This is a genomic window from Leptolyngbya sp. GGD (genome assembly GCF_026735145.1).
Classification (GTDB): domain Bacteria; phylum Cyanobacteriota; class Cyanobacteriia; order Leptolyngbyales; family Leptolyngbyaceae; genus Leptolyngbya; species Leptolyngbya boryana.
The window spans coordinates 965,385-984,207 of record NZ_JAPQKE010000002.1; the positions used below are offsets into that span (position 1 = coordinate 965,385).

General features: G+C 48.0%; 19 protein-coding genes. 10 read left to right on the plus strand and 9 right to left on the minus strand.

What is annotated here, in order from left to right:
- Positions 1-13 precede the first annotated feature (13 nt).
- On the minus strand, positions 14-745 hold the full coding sequence (locus tag OU814_RS13345; protein ID WP_268183472.1) for an SIMPL domain-containing protein: 732 nt from the start codon (positions 743-745) through the stop codon (positions 14-16).
- Between the two features lie 645 nt (positions 746-1,390).
- On the opposite strand from OU814_RS13345, the gene OU814_RS13350 reads away from it, so the two are divergent.
- The gene (locus OU814_RS13350; RefSeq protein WP_017286455.1) at positions 1,391-1,702 is read left to right on the plus strand and encodes a DUF6679 family protein; all 312 of its coding nucleotides are present in this window, start codon (positions 1,391-1,393) and stop codon (positions 1,700-1,702) included.
- A 125-nt stretch (positions 1,703-1,827) separates the two neighbouring features.
- On the opposite strand, the gene OU814_RS13355 is transcribed toward OU814_RS13350, so the two are convergent.
- On the minus strand, positions 1,828-2,109 hold the full coding sequence (locus OU814_RS13355; protein ID WP_190647220.1) for a hypothetical protein: 282 nt from the start codon (positions 2,107-2,109) through the stop codon (positions 1,828-1,830).
- Between the two features lie 125 nt (positions 2,110-2,234).
- Between OU814_RS13355 and OU814_RS13360 the strand changes: the two genes are divergently transcribed.
- The 8 genes from OU814_RS13360 to OU814_RS13395 all read left to right on the plus strand — a co-directional run bounded on the left by OU814_RS13360 (position 2,235) and on the right by OU814_RS13395 (position 10,830).
- Positions 2,235-3,707 carry an HlyD family efflux transporter periplasmic adaptor subunit gene (locus tag OU814_RS13360; RefSeq protein ID WP_268183475.1) on the plus strand — a complete coding sequence of 491 codons (1,473 nt, stop codon included), beginning with the start codon at positions 2,235-2,237 and terminating at the stop codon, positions 3,705-3,707.
- 278 nt (positions 3,708-3,985) lie between these two features.
- Entirely contained in the window at positions 3,986-5,338 is a 1,353-nt protein-coding gene (rimO, locus tag OU814_RS13365; protein ID WP_017286458.1) for a 30S ribosomal protein S12 methylthiotransferase RimO, read from the plus strand.
- A gap of 234 nt (positions 5,339-5,572) precedes the next feature.
- Positions 5,573-7,021 carry a DEAD/DEAH box helicase gene (locus OU814_RS13370; protein ID WP_036045359.1) on the plus strand — a complete coding sequence of 483 codons (1,449 nt, stop codon included), beginning with the start codon at positions 5,573-5,575 and terminating at the stop codon, positions 7,019-7,021.
- A 77-nt stretch (positions 7,022-7,098) separates the two neighbouring features.
- Positions 7,099-7,881: a 3'-5' exonuclease gene (locus tag OU814_RS13375; protein ID WP_268183477.1), complete on the plus strand. Its 783-nt coding sequence runs from the start codon at positions 7,099-7,101 to the stop codon at positions 7,879-7,881.
- A gap of 118 nt (positions 7,882-7,999) precedes the next feature.
- Positions 8,000-8,926, plus strand: a complete 927-nt coding sequence (locus tag OU814_RS13380; protein ID WP_017286461.1) for a LysR family transcriptional regulator — start codon at positions 8,000-8,002, stop codon at positions 8,924-8,926.
- An 82-nt stretch (positions 8,927-9,008) separates the two neighbouring features.
- Positions 9,009-10,070 carry an anthranilate phosphoribosyltransferase family protein gene (locus tag OU814_RS13385; RefSeq protein ID WP_268183481.1) on the plus strand — a complete coding sequence of 354 codons (1,062 nt, stop codon included), beginning with the start codon at positions 9,009-9,011 and terminating at the stop codon, positions 10,068-10,070.
- Positions 10,071-10,152: 82 nt separating this feature from the next.
- Entirely contained in the window at positions 10,153-10,461 is a 309-nt protein-coding gene (locus OU814_RS13390; RefSeq protein ID WP_017286463.1) for a 2TM domain-containing protein, read from the plus strand.
- A 57-nt stretch (positions 10,462-10,518) separates the two neighbouring features.
- Positions 10,519-10,830, plus strand: coding sequence for a DUF3181 family protein (locus OU814_RS13395; protein WP_190647226.1), 312 nt, complete (start codon positions 10,519-10,521; stop codon positions 10,828-10,830).
- Positions 10,831-10,925: 95 nt separating this feature from the next.
- Here the strand turns inward: OU814_RS13395 and OU814_RS13400 are convergent, their stop codons facing one another.
- The 5 genes from OU814_RS13400 to OU814_RS13420 all read right to left on the minus strand — a co-directional run bounded on the left by OU814_RS13400 (position 10,926) and on the right by OU814_RS13420 (position 16,690).
- Entirely contained in the window at positions 10,926-12,596 is a 1,671-nt protein-coding gene (locus OU814_RS13400; RefSeq protein ID WP_268183484.1) for a sensor histidine kinase, read from the minus strand.
- A 100-nt stretch (positions 12,597-12,696) separates the two neighbouring features.
- Positions 12,697-13,128: a Holliday junction resolvase RuvX gene (gene ruvX / locus OU814_RS13405; protein WP_268183486.1), complete on the minus strand. Its 432-nt coding sequence runs from the start codon at positions 13,126-13,128 to the stop codon at positions 12,697-12,699.
- Positions 13,129-14,379 carry a GNAT family N-acetyltransferase gene (locus OU814_RS13410; RefSeq protein ID WP_190647232.1) on the minus strand — a complete coding sequence of 417 codons (1,251 nt, stop codon included), beginning with the start codon at positions 14,377-14,379 and terminating at the stop codon, positions 13,129-13,131.
- Positions 14,380-14,460: 81 nt separating this feature from the next.
- A complete protein-coding gene (locus OU814_RS13415) occupies positions 14,461-15,810 on the minus strand; it encodes a hypothetical protein (protein WP_017286468.1) in 1,350 nt (449 codons plus the stop codon).
- Entirely contained in the window at positions 15,743-16,690 is a 948-nt protein-coding gene (locus tag OU814_RS13420; protein WP_017286469.1) for a DNA-methyltransferase, read from the minus strand. The genes OU814_RS13415 and OU814_RS13420 overlap by 68 nt, the downstream gene beginning before the upstream one ends.
- Positions 16,691-16,751: 61 nt before the next feature.
- On the opposite strand from OU814_RS13420, the gene OU814_RS13425 reads away from it, so the two are divergent.
- The gene (locus OU814_RS13425) at positions 16,752-17,231 is read left to right on the plus strand and encodes a methylmalonic aciduria and homocystinuria type D protein (RefSeq protein WP_017286470.1); all 480 of its coding nucleotides are present in this window, start codon (positions 16,752-16,754) and stop codon (positions 17,229-17,231) included.
- Here the strand turns inward: OU814_RS13425 and OU814_RS13430 are convergent.
- The gene (locus tag OU814_RS13430; RefSeq protein ID WP_071596144.1) at positions 17,138-17,542 is read right to left on the minus strand and encodes a hypothetical protein; all 405 of its coding nucleotides are present in this window, start codon (positions 17,540-17,542) and stop codon (positions 17,138-17,140) included. The two genes, OU814_RS13425 and OU814_RS13430, sit on opposite strands and share 94 nt — an antisense overlap.
- Positions 17,543-17,631: 89 nt before the next feature.
- On the minus strand, positions 17,632-18,774 hold the full coding sequence (locus tag OU814_RS13435; RefSeq protein ID WP_017286471.1) for a PRC-barrel domain-containing protein: 1,143 nt from the start codon (positions 18,772-18,774) through the stop codon (positions 17,632-17,634).
- Positions 18,775-18,823: the final 49 nt, after the last annotated feature.

The window sequence follows — 18,823 nt, forward strand, 5'->3', positions numbered from 1 at the left end:
CTCTCTCAAGAATTTAATAACTAATTTGCAATGTCACCGAGCCTTCTACTCGTTGTTCTCCACCGATGACTGGACTCGGAGCTGCTGAAACTTTCGCATCTCGCATCTGCATTAACGCCGCTTCCCGAAAAACTGGAGTAGGAGGCGTTGCGCCATTAATCTGAACACTGACGATGTCTTTGCGCGTCAGATTCAATGCACTAAAGACGGCATCTGCCTGAGTCTGCGCGTCTTGGGTCGCTTTGCGTAGCGCCACTTTCTGGGCTGCTGCGATCGCATCATCCGAAGCCACAAAACTCACGCTATCAATCCGAGTCGCCCCTGCGCGCACTGCTTCATCTAAAATTCCACCCGCGCGCTCATTTGACGTACGAAATGAAACGGTATTAGAAGCCGTATAACCAATCAATGTCTGACGATTATTCGCGTAGTCATACCGAGGACTCAAATTAATCCCAGTCGTTTCCAACTTCTCAACCTGACGCGATTTCAAGAAATTGACAACCGAATTCGATTTGCGTGCCACTTCCTGCTGTACTTCATTCGCAGTCTTACCCTGCACCTCAACTCCCAACCGCACTTGTGCCAGTGTCGTCTGGATATCTTCAAATCCACGACCCGAAACCGTCAATGTCCGCATGAGTTTCTCCTGAGCAAAGGCAGGACTGATCATTGCAAAGCTCATCATTCCAACTGCGATCGGCACAGCACTCAGCCACTGAGATTTCCGAACTAAACTCATCATCACCAATATCCATTGCGTAAGAATCCTTTTACTGTGCCATCGAATTGAATCCTTGCCGCGCTCAGTTACGCTTTTCGCAACCTGATTCAGAGTTTAGAAAAGTTAAGTTTTCTTAAACGGTGTAGCAATATTGCCGTACCCCTCTATGTTTGTTTATTAAGGAACCCAGGAACGCGCGAAATCGTTTATGATTAGTAATCATGTTCTACGCAATTTACCAGTAGTTCGCTAAAATAGTAGGGTAGAATCTAATACTCAAAAAGATTAGTTCTATCTCTTGATTTATCACTGATCGGGAACGCTAACCACAGATGGCAAATTCATCGATGCCCCTCTTAATCTTGCCGGATTGCCGATGTTATGTTGCCACTGTCTTCTTTCCACTTGAATGAGTCTGACTCGATTCAAGAGTTGCGCCTAGTCCCTTTACTGCTTCAACAATGACTTTAAGAGTGTCGCCTCCCCAGTCTCGCCTTCCGAGCCTCTCTCTTTTTACGCTTCATCCTCGATCTTTGATGAGAAAGCTCCCTTGCGATCCCTGCGATCCAAAAAATCCCTAAAGTTCTGTTCAGTACGAGACTGCGGAGAAAATCAAACTGCGGTCTAATTTCGATTACATAGAGTTATTTCGCTCAGGAGAAGCACATGCTACACCGCAAGATCTATCAACTCTGTTGTGACGGTCGCGAAGTCTGGATCTTCTTGCGGGATCAACAGCGCTGGATCGAACGTGCCAAAATCCTTGATATCGAAGGTGATCTGGTCACACTGCGCTACGAAACCGAAGAAGAAGATGAAAATTGCTCTTGGGAAGAAATGGTCCGCCTCGAAAGCATTGGGGCGGTAACTCAAAAGCTTGCCTCTGTTCCAAAAGGCTGTGTCGAACCCCTGGTTTCCGATGATTGTCCTGAAGCGGAACAACTCTCAAACCCACCCTTCGACAAACGCGAAGACTAAGACTAATTCAGCTTCGGCAAATTTAAGGCAAGAGAGGAAAGAGCAATCTTTCCTCTCTTTGCTTTTTAGTTTTTTTAGCGCCTCATTTCGTTGCAATCGAGGTGTCTCTGAAGCAGACGAGAAACTCAATTCCAAGGTTTTTCAAAGTAGTCCGGGCAATCGATCGCATCTTCAGACAGTGCGCTCATTGGATGAACTGGGCATTTGAGATTGTAATCGCCTGTAAAGAATTGACAGTCTGGGCAGGGAATTTGATGCATGTGTTTAGCTTGATTCACGGCATCACGAGTCGCTGCGAACACTCGCCAGACCAGCATCAAGACTAAGCTCCATGCCACCACAAAGCAAATCGGAACCAGAAACGGACGAAACCAGATGATCAGATGCGCCAAAAAATTAAAGAGCATAAGTTAAAAATAAAGCTGATCGATTCGGGCAGTTTAGGATAAATATTAATAGAGCCTGCTGGCATCTATCCCTGGCTTAAGGGTTATTTACCAAGTTCCGCGATGCCCCTTCACAGACACTACTTATGAGAGTTTCTCTTGCCTCCAGTCCCGCGCAATCTAAGCAGCTTCGTCACCAGCTTGCTCACCCTGAAGATTCCCTCTCTTATGAGTTGGGCAAAGCCGTCCAAGAACTGCCCCCGGTCTACACGCGATTCATGGCAGGCAGTATTAGTGTCCTTGTGCTAGGCACGATCGGGTGGGCGCACTTTAGCGAAGTGGAAGAAGTCGCGAATGCCCAGGGTAAATTAATTCCTTCGACTGAGGTTCGACCCTTCCGCGCTCCCAGTGTGGGGACGATTACGAAGATCAATGTGAAGCCTGGACAGATTGTCCAAAAAGGGCAAACTTTAATGGAGATTGATCCAGGTGCGACTGAAACCAATGTCGCGAGTTTGCAGAACGATGCGAGAAAAATTCAAGAAGACATTCGCCGCTTAGAGGCAGAAAGCCAAGGGAAAGCTTCGACTGGAAACGAATTACAAGATCAGCTGATCGCATCGCGTCAGCGTGAATTCAGTGACAAGCAAAATGCAGCGATCGCAGAAGCGAATCGGCAAAATGCAGCGATTTCTGAAGCGCAAAATCGTCTAGAGCGGTTTCAAGAGAATCTGGTTAATGCGCGTGCCACATTGACCAATGCGACAGCCAGCAAAGCTGATGCGCGCGCAAATTTGGAGATTGCCCAAGAACGCCGCCAACGCTTACGATCGCTCGAAAATACGGGAGCCGTTCCCCATTTAGAGATTCTGAATGCAGCCGCTCAAGTCACTCAAGCGAGTCAACAGTTGACCAGTGCAGTTAATCAGATTAATGAAGCCCAAGGACAGATTGTTTCGCTGGAAAAAGAAATCGACGCGCAGCGAGACCGAATTCGCCAAGCTCAACAAGCTTTTGAGTCTGCGAAAAGTACCGCAATGGGCTTAGTGCCTCAGCGCCAATCAGAAGTTTTGGAGCAGTTAAAACAGCGTCGAGAAGAATTAACCCGCAAACAAGGTGAAATCGCAGTTGCAGCCCAGCAGCGTAAAGATCGTGAAGCTCTGACTGCGCCTTTCACGGGTGTGGTGTACAACCAGAAAGCCACATTAGGTCCGATTCAGCAAGGTGAGGAACTGCTCTCGATCGTGCCTGAAGACAAAGACTTAATTCTGGAAGTGAAGATTCTCAACCGAGATATCGGCTTTATCCGTCCGGGAATGAAAGCGAAAGTCAAACTTGCAACTTTCCCATATCAAGAGTTTGGCATCATTGAAGGCGAACTCGTTTCTGTGAGTCCAGATGCGGTCGTTGAAAAAGATGCGAATGGGCAAGATCTAGGCCCGGTCTTTCCAGCTAAGGTGAGAATCGATCGTAAGGCGATCCAAGTGCGCGGCAAAGATGTGGAACTTTCCCCAGGGATGGCGGGAGCGGCGGATATCGTGACTCGGAAGAAATCGATTCTGTCTTTCTTGACTGAACCCGTCACGAAGCGGTTTAACGAAGCCTTCTCTGTTCGCTAATTCTCGACTGGTTCAGGAATCGGGGATCTGCTTGGATCCTCGATTTTTTGGTTTTTTCAAGACATATGCAAAAAATCTTAATTTAACAGAACGTAATATTTCACATCTGCGCTATGATAGACCATAGTGTAGCGAAACGATTGCGTCTGACCACTCCCCTCAACCTTCGAGCGGAAGTAGCGTGAGGAAACTCCCGGAGCGATCGAGCTAACCGACTAGGAGCTATCGCTGCGATTTTTCAGGATTCCGATCGACTTACTTACCCCCTCCGAAGTTACATGGGCAACAAGCCAACTATTGCGTTCTCTCATTTGGGCTGCGAAAAAAATAGAATTGATACCGAACATATGCTTGGCTTACTGGCTCAGGCCGGATATCAAGTTGATGCTGACGAAGAGTTGGCAGATTATGTTATTGTCAATACTTGCAGTTTTATTCAAGCCGCACGGGAAGAATCAGTGCGGACACTGGTCGAATTAGCGGAAGCTGACAAAAAAATTGTGATCACAGGCTGCATGGCGCAGCACTTTCAGGAACAACTTTTAGATGAACTGCCCGAAGCCGTCGCCCTCGTTGGGACAGGTGATTATCACAAAATCGTTGATGTGATTGCACGGGCAGAAGCTGGAGAGCGTGTGAAAGAGGTTTCACAAGAACCGACTTACATCGCAGATGAGACGACCCCTCGCTATCGCACTACGACCGAAGGCGTTGCTTATCTCCGGATTTCAGAAGGATGTGACTATCGATGTGCGTTTTGTATTATCCCGCATCTGCGTGGAAATCAGCGATCGCGCACGATTGAATCAATTGTCCAAGAAGCTGAACATTTAGCCGCTGAAGGCGTGAAAGAGATTATCTTAATCTCGCAGATCACCACCAACTATGGACTTGACCTTTACGGTGAGCCAAAGTTAGCCGAACTGTTGCGCGCCCTTGGAAAAGTGGACATTCCTTGGATTCGGATGCACTACGCTTATCCGACCGGATTGACCCCGAAAGTTATCGAAGCGATTCGCGAAACGCCGAACGTTCTCCCTTACCTCGATTTACCTCTGCAACATTCCCACCCGGAAGTGCTCAGAGCCATGAATCGCCCTTGGCAAGGTCGGGTCAACGACGGCATTATTGAGCGGCTCAAAGCTGAGATCCCGAATGCTGTTTTGAGAACTACTCTGATTGTCGGATTTCCTGGAGAAACCGATGAACATTTTGAACATCTCAAGCAGTTTATTCAGCGTCACGAATTTGATCACGTTGGAGTGTTTACCTTCTCTCCTGAAGAAGGTACTCCCGCCTACGACTTGCCCAATCAGTTGCCCCAAGAGGTAATGGATGCGCGTCGAGATGCCTTGATGCAACTCCAGCAAGCGATTTCTCTTAAACAGAATCGTGCGCAGATTGGCAAAGTCGTAGATGTCTTGATCGAACAAGAAAATCCGCAGACCGGAGAACGAATTGGGCGATCGGCTCGATTTTCTCCTGATGTGGACGGACTCGTATATGTCGAAGGCGAAGCGGCGTTGGGCACGATTGTGCCAGTGACGATCGTGGATGCAGACATTTACGACTTGTATGGTCGAATTGCCACGGCTGCGGACTTGATCCAACTGCCTGCAATGACTGTTTAATCGCTGTGTTGAAACGACGATGTTCCCGTTGTCGCATAGACTGACCGAAATGTTAGACCTTCACTGTTTCTAGCTTTTCATCTCTTTTCCCCGCGCCTTTAAAGTTGGCAATTAACACGTAGTTCGGCTCGAACTGCGACCCGATTCAGACGGTTTTGGTTTATGAAAAGACCGTCTTGAGGTCGAGAATGTTGCCTCTGATGGCGCACGACCATGACTTTTACAGGAGACTCAATGACCCTTTCTTTTCATAGCCTCGGACTGTCTGAAGACCGGATTCGCCATCTCGAAGAACTCGGATTTACTGCTCCGACTGCCATCCAAGCCCAAGCCATTCCTCATCTACTCGCTGGGCGTGATGTCGTCGGTCAAGCACAAACCGGAACCGGGAAAACTGCGGCGTTCGGGCTTCCGATTCTGGAGCGGATTGATACAAAATCCCCCACAGTCCAAGCGCTGATTCTGACTCCGACTCGCGAATTGGCGATGCAAGTTTGCCAAGCGATTCGTACGTTTACAGACGATCGTCGAGTTAAAGTCGTCACGATCTATGGCGGACAATCGATCGATCTACAAGTTGATCGCTTACGTCGTGGCGCTCAAATTGTCGTCGGAACTCCCGGTCGAGTGATTGATTTGCTCGGTCGTGGTGATCTAAGACTCGATAATCTCAGCTGGCTCGTTCTCGACGAAGCAGATGAGATGCTGAACATGGGCTTTATTCAGGATGTTGAGAAGATCTTGAATCAAGCGCCTGTTGAACGTCAAACGACGTTCTTCTCGGCAACGATGGAACCTTCGATCCGCAAGTTGGTCACCAAGTTCTTGCGCTCTCCGGTGACGGTGACGATCGAACAACCCAAAGCCGCTCCTTCTCGCATTAATCAAGTTGCTTACACGATTCCTCGCGGATGGACAAAAGCTCGGGCAATTCTACCGATTCTCGAATTGGAAGATCCCGAAGCCGCAATTATCTTCGTGAGAACTCGTCGGGCAGCCGCAGAATTGACCAGCCAATTACAAGCCGCTGGACATAGTGTGGATGAATACCACGGTGATTTGAGCCAAAGCCAACGTGAACGGCTATTGCTCCGGTTCCGCCAGCAGCAGATCAAATGGGTGGTCGCGACCGACATCGCGGCACGAGGAATCCACGTGGATAACTTGACCCATGTGATCAACTACGACTTGCCGGATAGCGTTGAAAGCTATGTGCACCGGATTGGTCGGACAGGTCGTGCGGGTAAAGAAGGCACGGCAATTTCGCTGGTGCATCCGCTGGATCGTCGCAAACTGCGCGATATCGAAAATCACGTTCGCCAACGCTTAGAGATTAAGCCAGTTCCGACTCGTGCGGAAATTGAAGCTCGCTACTTAGATAAGCTGCAAGCTCAAGTGCGCGAGACGCTAGCAGGAGAGCGAGTCGCATCGTTCTTGCCGATTGTGTCTCAGTTGGCAGAAGATTACGAACCGCATACGATCGCGGCTGCGGCATTGCAGATGATCTACGATCGCACTCGTCCCGCTTGGATTACCATCGGGACTGATCCGACTCCTGAAGAAGAAGCTTCTTCGAGAGGCGGTGCGAAGCAGAAGCCTGTGAAGCGTTCTAGACCTTCTGGAGGACATTCTGCTTCAGGTAGTTCTGGTCAGCGTCGTCATCCTGCGGCACGATCGAAGTAATCTACAATAGATTCCTGTGTATAAAAGACTCCGACTTCTTTAAGAAGTCGGAGTTTTAGAGCTTTTGAACCTTCTTTATGCCAGTTGTTCTTTCTACAGATTTGCTTGCCTTCTATCGTGACCTGAGCCAGCGGACTCTCACCGTCGTTGATCTGGAAACCTCTGGGCATAAACCGCCTCGCAGTCGAGCGATCGAGGTGTCGGTTCTGAATGCAAATTTGAAAGACGGCATTCTGAATCAAGAAACGTATTTGATCAATCCTGGCGTGTTGATTCCGCCGATCATTACGAATATTACGGGCATCACGCAAGACATGGTGGATAGTGCACCGCCGCCGGATGAGGTGTGGCTCAAGTGTTTGCCCTTGTTCGAGCAGGGAACTTTAACGGCTCACAATATTGGATTTGACTATCCGTTTATTCGAGCAGAATATGCGCGGTTGGGGATTCCATTTTATCGATCGCAATCCGAGCAGTTTTGCACTGTTCAATTTGCACGCTTGATGCTCTCAGAGTTGCCTTCTCGGAGTTTGCCGAACTTGGTTAAACATTTTCAGTTTCCAGTTGGCGCATCGCATCGCGCGGAAGCAGACACGATGGCATGTTGGCTACTTGCAGAAATGCTCTTGAAAGAGATTGCAAATGAAGATGATGAAGCGGTTTTAGCGAAAATTGGACAGCAGCTTCTTTCGACGAGTGAGGCTGCCAAACTGATTGGCGGCTCGCAAAAATCAGTGCGATCGCGGCTTGAGCAAGCGGGTGCTGAACCCTATATTTCTCGAACCGGAACACCGTTGTATCGCCGTGCAGATGTTGAGCGTCTTTATTGGCAAAAGCACCAACTTTCTTTGTCGTCTTGAACGGTAAAATAGCAGAACTAAAAGAAATGCAGATTCAATCTTGTTACGGTATCAACTCTTACTAAACTTCGTATCTAGATCCGCTAAGGTCACAGAACTGTGACTCAGGTTAGAAGTCATGCGTCTAGAGCAATTGCAGGCGTTTTTGGCGATCGTTGAAACCGGAAGTTTTCAACAGGCTGCCCGAAAATGTGCGGTCACTCAATCGACTATTAGCCGTCAACTCCAGGCATTGGAAGCTGATTTAGGGATGCCGCTGTTTCATCGGACGACTCAGGCAAAATTAACGATCGCGGGAGAACAGTTTCTACCTCACGCCCGCAAAATTTGCCAGGAATGGCAGAATGCCATCAGTGAGTTGGAAGAGTTGCGATGCGGCAAACAGCCAGAACTATGTGTTGCAGCCATTCATTCGGTCTGTGCGTTTCATTTGCCGCCTGTGTTGCAGCAATTTTGTCAGGACTATCCTGACGTTCAGCTTCGCGTCACTTCGTTAGGGAGCGATCGCGCGTTAAAAGTCCTGAAAGATGGCTTGGTAGATTTGGCGATCGTGATGAATAACCGCTTTCTCACTGCGAGTCCAGAAATGGTTGTAGATGTTCTTTACGACGAGCCTGTTCGGGTTCTGATGGCAGCCGATCATCCTTTGACGAAATTTGATCAAGTGCCTTGGTCAGAATTGGTTCGCTATCCGCAAGTTGTTTTCAAAGATGGATACGGAATGCAACGGCTTGTCCAAGAGCAGTTTCAGCGTCAAGGAGTTACGTTGAAAGCAGCTTTGGAGCTGAATACTTTAGATGCATTTCGCGGTGTTGTGCGGCAGGGAGAATTGATTGCTTTGTTACCGCAAGGCGCGATTCAGGATGTGCATTTAGATTCGACTTTAGTGATTCGATCGACGAGCGATCCGGTTTTAGTGCGACAAGTGGTGTTGGTGACGACGCAAGATCGATTGCAAATTCCACCGATTCAACGATTTCGGGCATTGGTGCAGGAAATCATGCATCCTGCATTTCTGAAGCGAAGTCCGAGTGCGATCGTGTGAAGGCGTTTGAGCAGGAAACAATCTGGTATTGTGGAACCCTTTGGAAGGTTGCAGCGGTTCATTCATTCTGTAGGCAAGCACTATGAGTTACGAGTTCCGGGAGTTACTTAAAAAAGTTGGCAGTGGGCCGCATACAAGCGAAAATTTGACGCGCCAAGAGTCAGAAACTGCGGCTCGCTTGATGCTGCTGCAAGAAGCAACCCCGGCTCAGATTGGGGCATTTATGATTTCTCATCGCATCAAGCGCCCAACGGGTGAAGAACTAGCCGGGATGTTAGATGCCTATGATGCGTTAGGTAAAAAGCTGCCCCCGATCGCATCCAAGATCCCAGTGATGGTGATGTGTAACCCCTATGATGGTCGATCGAGAACTGCGCCTTTAAGTCCGCTTGTTGCGATCGTTTTAGCAGCAGCAGGAGTTCCAGTTGTACTGCACGGCGGAGATCGCATGCCAACCAAAGAAGGCGTTCCGTTGATTGAGCTTTGGGATGGGTTAGGCGTGAATTGGAAAACCGTGTCGCTGGAGCAGATTCACGCAATTTTGCAGCAAACTGGATTAGGATTTGTCTACTTGCCGCATCATTTTCCGTTGGCTCAAGGATTGGTGGAGTATCGAGAGCAAATTGGCAAGCGTCCGCCGTTTTCGACGCTGGAATTGATGTGGAATCCGTATGCAGGCGAGTCGCATTTGATTTGTGGGTATGTTCATCCGCCGACTGAAGGCATGTTTCGCGATGCCTTTGCGCTGCGAGGAACCACATTATTTACCACGGTCAAAGGATTAGAAGGCAGTTGTGATTTGCCGCGCGATCGAACGGCGATCATTGGGATGGCAGAGGGAGAAAAGTTCGATCGCTTAACCTTGGTTCCTCGCGATTATGGATTTGCCGCGAAAGAATTGCCGCTAATACCCAATCCGGATCTGATTGATCAGATGCGTGCAGCGATGAGGGGTGAGCCTTCGGAATTAATGCAGGCGACCATTTGGAATTGTGGATTTTACCTTTGGAGAGCAGGAGCTTGCACAAGTCTTGAGGCGGGATTTTCGCAAGCACGGGCGATTTTAGAATTAGGGCAGGCGGAGCGGAAATTGCATCAGGTGATTCATGCGATCGAAGCGTGTCGCTCAGTTCTCAGTAATTAGTAGAATGCACTGATCAACTCAAACAGGATCGCTATACGATCGCACACCTCGCTAAAATAGAGGCGTTGCTTGTGGAATTGCTATGCCTCCTCGTTGGTCTCGAATCCCTGATCGTAAAGACGCAGACTATCGCCAACTCGACGATCGTATGACGTTTGCGACGCATGTTGCTTTATTTGCGGCTGCAAACTCTGGCATGTGGTTCTTCAGAATTTTACAAAAAGCCGATTGGTCATGGTCAGTTTGGGTGACAGGTGCTTGGGCTAGTGTCTTAGTGGCGCATGCGATTTATATTTTTGCGATCGCAGACTACTCTGAACCTGTTGTCGCAACTTCTCAACCGAAAGGGTTTAAACCTAAAGAGAAACCCTCAAAATCACCCAAGAGATAGGAGAATTTGGCATCGTAGATTCAGTATGGTTTGAAAGTTGAACCCTGAAAAAGTCTTATGGCAAACTCCACAACTTCAGAAACAATCGAAGCCTTAGCTGCTGAAATCGGTGAATCAGTGTATATCGACATTGCAAAATGGCATCTCTATCTCAACGATGCTCATTTGCATACGGTTTTAGCAGAACGGCTTTTTCCGCTTGTCTCGAGTGGGGCAGCGATTCAAGAAGATGACGTGCTGAACATTGTCCAAAGCATTCTGGTGAAAGTTGGCGGAGGGAAACGCGAAATTCCCTTGCTCGATCTACTTCCTATGCAGTGCCAAGTCAGCTTGATCGATACGTTGGAAGAGTTTCAACGCAATCTGTAGCAGACGGTATTAGGCAAAGAATGGTGAGTCCGCTTCTGATGGACTTGATTAAAGGGCGTCTGAATTCTATTGACTATCTTGTCGAAGCTAGAGTCTTATGTAGTTTGTCGAATCGGAATCTGAATCAGAAATTCTGTCCCCTCTCCTTCTGTTGAGCAACACTCTAATTTGCCGTGGTGCTTCTCAACAATTAATTGATAACTAATCGACATTCCCATTCCTGTTCCTTTCCCTACAGGCTTTGTCGTAAAAAATGGGTTGAAAATTTTCTGCTGGATTTCTGAGGAAATTCCTGTGCCGTTATCGCTGATCGCAATTTCGACCGATTCTCCAACGACTGAGGTGCGGATCGTGATTTGAGGTTGGGAAGTTGATTCGAGTGCGTCGATCGCATTACTCAAAATATTCATAAAGGCCTGGTTGAGTTGCCCAGCTTGACACTCAACTTTCGGGAGTTCACTATAATCGCGCTGAATGTGAATTTCTGGGCGATCAGGAGATGCGTTCAAACGATGACACAGAATTAGTAGCGTACTTTCAATCCCCTCATGTAAATCGACCGCTTTAAATTCAGCTTCGTCGAGCCGGGAAAAATTTCGCAACGATAAGACAATCTCTCGAATTCGCTCAGTTCCCGATTTCATCGAACCCAAAATTTTTCGCAAATCTGACTGAATGAATTCTAGGTCAGATTCTTCTGCCACAGTATGAATGGCTGCCACTGGCTCGGGGTAATGCTCCTGGTAAATTTTTAGAAGATCTAGAAGTTTGTCAGTATATTCTTTCAAGTAGGATAAATTTCCGTAAATGAAAGAAACGGGATTATTGATTTCATGAGCGATTCCCGCGACAAGTTCTCCAAGACTCGACATTTTCTCAGCTTGAATCAATTGGAGTTGGGCTTGAGTCAGGTCTTGTAAGGTCTGCTCTAGTTCTTGAGTGCGTTCCTGCACTTTTTCTTCAAGTGTATCTTTAGCAGCTTCGAGGTCTTCGATCATCGTGTGAATTTGTCGATCGATCGGTTGCGCAATCGATCGACTTAGAACCCAAGCCACTGCACCTGCTGTAACAGGAATCAGAACCATCAGAAGTCCTGCCCAGCCTTGGGCAATGGTAACCTCTTCGGCCGCATCCTGCTGAATCTGTGCGGCAATTTTTTGACTATCGTTCAGCAACGATACGAGTGGATATTCAGTTGCTTGAAAGTCGGCGCTTTCCTGTCCTTTGGCATCAAGGAGCTGCTTACGTGCTTTGAGAGCCGCTGCAATCTTCTGCATTTTGGACTTATCGAAAGGCTTCAGGGATAAATTTGCCTGTTCTTGTTGTGGGTCAGCAATTCTAAACTGAAAAAATGCTTTCTCCGTGAGTAAAAACTTCTGATGGGTTTGCTTCCACCGTTGCCAATCCCAGAGAAAGGTCTGCTCAAATTTCAGGGTGCCTTCAAATTTTGACGATTGAAACGCCTGGTTCATGCCTTGATTGATTTGTTCCCAAGCCGTTTCAATTCGAGTGAGGGCAATGGTGCGCTCCTGGGGAGAAAGTTCATGCTGAAGTAGAGTATTTTGTGCGGCTGCAATCTGAGATCGCCCTTCGATCATTTTCCAAAGCCCATTCGCTTTAATCAGGCTCGTATGGCTCAGGTGAGTCGTGCTCTGCATCAACCGATTAATCGTATTAGAACTACTTGCAAGCCCAATTAACGAGATCGACGTTGGAACCAAAAAGGCAAGAAATAATTTCGTCTGGAGATTGATGCGCCTAAGCATATAAGATTCATTTCATGAATAGAAACGAAAGTAAGTCCGTATCTTTCAACGTACCCAGAATTTTTTTGCAAATCCGCAATTCATGTTAAGTGTAGAAAAATTAAGCGCGAGTTGCTCTTCGCTGATCTAGCCATTGCTGAAGAATGATAGCGGCAGCTTTACGATCGATTAATTCCTTGTTTTCTTGTAGCGAAATTCTGGCTGCCTTCATCGATTCTTCCGCTTCAAAGCTGGTTAATCGCTCATCGATAAATTCATACGGCAACGCTAAAGCATTGGAAATGGTCGCCGCAAATTTCTGAATATGGAGCGCCTGTTTTCCAAGCGTTCCATCCATTGAATAAGGCAATCCGATGACAAGAATTTCAATTTGTCGATCAACCACAATTTGACGCAGTTCTTCGATCGTTTGCGAGTACGATTTGCGCCGAATCGTGGTTAGCCCTGTGGCAATTAATCCTGTTCCATCACAGCCCGCAACTCCAATGCGTTTCTGACCCACATCTAGTCCAAGGGCTGCAACTCTTTCCATTTAGCAACAGGGATCTTCACGGTGCGGGTCTTGAGCCATCTTGAGAAGTTCTTGCACATTTTTTGGCGTTTCAGACTTTGGTTCTGGCTGATCTGGAGACGTAATTTTCGTCGATTTCATCATCGAGATTCGTCCTGGCACCGGCTTTCGGGCAGGCTGCAAGCCTTGCAGCATCTCTGCCAACTGTAATCCTTCTGCGATCGATTTTGTTTCTCGAACTTTGTGCCAAACTGAGCGAGACATCAAAAGCGTATGTCCAATCCGCTCTGCGCCAATGCTATCTAAATAGCCCTCACGCTCGGGTTGATAATCCGGTGATGCAATTTGCAATTCTTGAGCCGGGAGATCCTGCATAATCCGCGCCATCTGCGCCATCAATTCAGGATAGAGCCAGGTGTAAGCAGGATTGACGGTGAGCTGTGCCGTATGCGGTTGTGAACCGTCGCGGCTGAGTCGTAGTTGGAAATATCCGATTGCCGCTTTGCGCTGCGGCTCAAACACATATCCACTCACAACTTCAGTGCGCGTCAAAATCTGCTTTGCCCACTCGACCAAGCTGCCAAATACACTGGTCTTAAAATCTTGGATATGTCGATCGAACACCTGCCGTACCAGAGGCGGCATTGCCATTGTGTCCAACTGATACAGCAGTTGAGCATCGGCATTACTGACGGGCAGCAAATTCGGTAAGTCTGGCTCACGCTCAGCTAGCGTCTGAAGTTGCTCGGTCGAAATCGACCAATAGGTCATATTCGCCAAAGGTTGAAATCCATTATGGCGATACAGATCTAAGGCTGACTTGTCGTTGACATCAATTTCTAAAACCCAAGTTCGCGCTTGCCAAATTCGCTCGAGACAGAATCGAATGAGCAGCGATCCCACATCGACTTTCGTGAGAACTTGTGCTTCTGCCTGGTCAGATTCCACGATCGCAGGAGTGACCATGACGCGATCGACTCTCCAAGTGCTGCCTGTCCGATTAAAAGGCGAGACTCGAATCATGCCCTGAATCTTTTGATTCAATTCAGCCACATGCACACAGGAGAGCGACTGAAAAGGATTGGGAAACAGGCTGAGCACCTTCAGAACTCCGTACCAATTCCGCAGCGATACCGTTTTCTCGCGCACGGTCGAGCAGTGGGGCAAGTTGATTTCTGGCGATTGCTGAGCAAGTTGATCAATCGCATCGAGATCACGATATTGGACGGGACGGATGACAACGGAAGCAGTCTTCTGAGGAAGTCGAGACATAAGGATATCAGCAGCAATTCAACCCCAGGTTAAGCGTTGGGCAAGGGCATTAGGTAAACCTTAAGGGGTATTTATTTAAGGTTATTTTGCCGATTGCAGCCCAACAGTAGCGCGTTCTGTAAAGGTATCGGTCGGACGAATCAGAACTACAGGAGTCTGTTCGTTGGCATTTCCAGCAGGATTGCTGATGAGAGCTTGATGCAGCAAGGACGTAGATACGCCTGACGATGCTGCTAATATTTTAACTCGTTTCAAGTCGTTCACATCCACAATTGCCGCAGATAGCCCAGTTTCTCGTTGAATGCGATCGCATAATTCCTGAGAGTTTTCAGGACCCATGACGATAAATTGGTCATAGGGCGGAATTGTTCCAGTCACGTCATCGATCAATCGCGCTTGTTCACCTGCGAGGCGGTAGAACATGCCTTTCACCCCAAAAATTTTCGCGATCGAGCCAACAATAAATGCAAACAGTACCCGTGCTTCGCCTTCGATATCAATCAGCGATTGCAGTCCGCAAGCAGTCGCCAAACTGGAGGTCGGATGGAACATGTAAGACAGCCGAGTTGCTAACCAACCGGGTTTGATCTCGCTGGGATGGCGGTAACGACCTTGCATAATCGCGATCGGAGATTCACCGATCGTCACAATATCCCCGGGTTGAGCATGAGGCATGACATACCGTTTCACGACACTCACGGGATCATCTAAGTGCGTCAGCAAATGGGTCTTAATCGGCAACACATCAGCATTTTGTGCGGGTCGCCAGCGTTTTGAGTCTTCGACTGCCGGGAACTTCAGGGGCACGATGACATGGCGAATTTTGGGGAATCGACCTCGAGAGCCATAGGAAACGTAATGCAGTTGAATCCAAGCGACTTTTAATTCGCTGAGATTGGCGCCTTCGATTTCGACAATCACTTCGATTGGGTCATGTCCCATACTCTTAATGATGTGGGCTTCCCAATAGCCATCATTGCGAGGTTCTGCGCCTTGGAAGCGGGGAATGATCCGAGTTTTGACTTGAATCCCCTCTAGGCTCCCCGAAGAAAGGAGTTGAACTTCTGCATGAACCGTAGGAGCCATGACTTCTAAACGGCGCGTTAAATTGGTCAATTCGATCTGACCGACTAGAACGTATCGCTGGGGTTCGTAGACTGCGAGTTCCCATTTGCCCGAGGTCATCTCCAGTGTATTGCTTGGACGCTGCCAATATTGAGCTTCGAGCAGCAACAAGACGAGCAGAACGAATCCGACAAGACCAGCGAGAATGCCAATTAGAATAACCACAAAAGCTCCTTGTACCGTTGCCAGAAAAAGATATACGTGACGCGCACGATCGTCAACATATTGCCATACAAGATTATGATGTTTCGCGATTTTTTGAACGTCGTTCTTCGCGATTGCGGTCTTCCCAAAACCATGCTTCATCGGATTGTTTTTTAGCCGATTCGATTCTGGGGATCGCCCAACTTAAGTATTCTGCGTGTCGATCGCAACCGAGCCAGTTCCGTCCGAGTTGTTCGGCAACGACTGCAGTTGTGCCAGAACCCAGGAACGGATCGAGAATGCGATCGCCTCGTTGAGAAGAAGCTAAGACGAATTTTCTCACCAATTCTTCGGGTTTTTGAGTGGGATGCGGTGTTTTTTCATTCATGCCATTACAGGTGGTTGGCACTTCAATCACATCGCGAGGTTTTGCGCCTTTTGGGTGAGGCTGCCAAAGCTTCGTTACTTTTTTGCCCTTGCCGTATTGGCTGGTTTCGGCTTGCGGATGTTCGGGATATTTCAGGGTATGTTCACCGTAACGAGTGCGGATGTTCTCAATCGATAGGGTGAATTTTCTTGATTTGCGAAAATGCAAAATGCTTTCATGCGATCGACCCCAATCATTTGATAAGTTCGCTTTATTTTTGTAGTGCCAAATCAGCCAACGGCATCCTTGAAAAAATTGCGAGGCGGGTAGTTTTAGATCAGCCAATATTTCAGAAAAGCCACAAATATAAAACGTTCCTGTCGGCTTGAGAATTCGGGCGACTTGTTCAATCCATTGCAGTGACCATTCGAGATACAATTTCTGAGATTCAAAACTGTCCCATTCTGCTTTTTTAAGATTGTAAGGCGGATCGGCAAACACTAAATCGATCGACTCAGAAGGTAGTGATTTCAGCCATTCAACCGCATCGCCGAGCCAAAGCTGACCGTTATCATGGGTGTAGAAAAGTTTAGGAGATGATATTTCTTTTCCTGAATGGGTCACTGTATGATCAAGCGATTTAAGATGATCAATAGCCGATTCAAACTGCGGCATATCTAACAGAAAAATGGTGCATTAGCACTATATCCGATCGATTCATTCTTTTTACTTTGTGATGCAATATTCTGTCCATCCACCGAGCGAATTTATTTGTCAGCATTCTGAGAAGTTATTGCCAGATTGGTCTGACCCAATTCGCTCGATCGTGGTGGTTCTACAGCCTGCCGATCGCGAGTTAACAGAACACTGCCCGGAAGCGGATCATCAAAAGCAAGTGTTGCGATCGCAGTTTCTCTCTTTTGGTTTGAAAGTGACAGAAATGCTCCGCCAACAAGGGCACTTAGCGGATTTGTTTGATCCGAAAACGGGGTTGCCGATTTTGTCAGAATCCGGGTCTTTGCGGCTCGATGATGTGGCGGTTGTGCGATCGACATTAGGATATGCAACAAAAGCGATCGGCAATTGCTTCACCGTGATTCATCCCCGCTGGGGCAGTGCCGTTTATCCTTCGATTTTGATGTCTTCTGCAAGTCGAGAATTAGTTGAATCGATCGTCGCAGGTTTGCTGGAATGCCACCATTCTTTGAGAGGCTGAGGCAGTTTGCACCAATACAACGTCATGACGATTGGCTCGTGCGCCTCACGTCCGACGATTTCGACGCTGTAAGAAGGACTGTTGCGAGTTGCCAAATCGACAATAAACCGTCGTCCAATTCTGCGCCAACTGGGTTCTTTTCCACGCCATTCGATTCGGCAGCAGGGGTAGGGAAGCTGTTCTCGATCGAATAAGCGACAGCAAGCGCCAATTACGCGATAGGTAAAATGTCCACCGGGGCTGGAAAAAGTGTGCCCATGAGTAAATGGATGAGATGTGGAAGTAGAAGTGAGTTCAGAGCTGTTTGACATATGAAATAAACAGTGGGGCAGGCATCTTTGCCTGCCTCTGGATTTGAGTGGGCAAGATACCTACCCCACGGTAGACATGAGAGATCAGCTTAGTAGCCTTCCTCTTCATATTCGGGTTGTTTTTGTTTCGGCTTCTCAGGAATGTTGAGCGGAATCCGTTCAGATTCATCCTCTGTGTCTTCAGCCGGGACTTCTAGCGTGTCTTCATCCTCTTCGGCTTCAGCTTGAGGCTGTTCTGCCCAAGGATCTTCATCGAGATTGCCGGGTTCAAAGCTGTCTGGAGTAGGTTGAGTTCCCGGTTCTGTATCCACGACCGGGGTGTAATCTACAACGATCGCTTCTTCTTCCTCTTCGTCTACCCAGGTTGATTTGGTGTCGAGATTATCCTCTTCATCATCGACGGTTGCCAAACTGCCCCAGTTATCCAATTCGTCTTCTTCGTCTTCTTCGTACGCTTCTGGCGGTGGATAGGCTTGCGCTTCGCGATATTGCTGACGCGGAGGTTCTTGATTTCGCTCGATCGGAATCGGTTCACGATAACGCGGCTCGTCGTCATAGCCTAAATCGTCATCGCTCCAGGTTTCTTCAACGGGTTGTTGAATGCGCGGTTGCACATTCACTTGAGTAGGCTGACCCGAAGGAAGCTGATTTTCAGGACGGGCTGGAGCCAAATATTGCGGTTCGTCTTTTTCCCAGGGGGCACGACCAATGCCGAGACGTTCAAGCACGCCGACGCTGAGTTGATTCATGCGGTCTTCCGAGCCTTCGACGACGATGAGGCGATCGGGACCACTGCTGACGATTTCATCGATCGAGAGTTCGTAGGTGCTAACAACTTGATCGGGAATGAGTGGCAGTCCAATTGATGCGATCGTTAATGCATCTAATCTGCCGCTATCGATATCAAATCGGAAGCCTCGAACTTTTCCAAGCAGTTCACCCGTTTCAGTAATGACTTCGTATCCGATCAAATTGCTGTAGCCTTCAAGATCGACATCTTCGATCACATCTTCGTCATCGACTAAGATCACATCCCCAATCTGGCGAATGCTATCGAGCATCATCGGTTGAGCAGTGCCGTAGAACAGATTCGGGCGCAAACTGAGGGCAACAACCGCTTGGCTGTCAATGTCCACCCAAAGCTGACTCACCACGCCAAGCCGTTTGCCTGTGGTGCGTGTAATCACCTGAGTTCCAAGTATGTCGGAGCGTTGGCGAAATTCTTCTGTCATTGAGTCCCGAATCCTGTCTATTTACGCTTTTTTCTAATTATCAAACCAT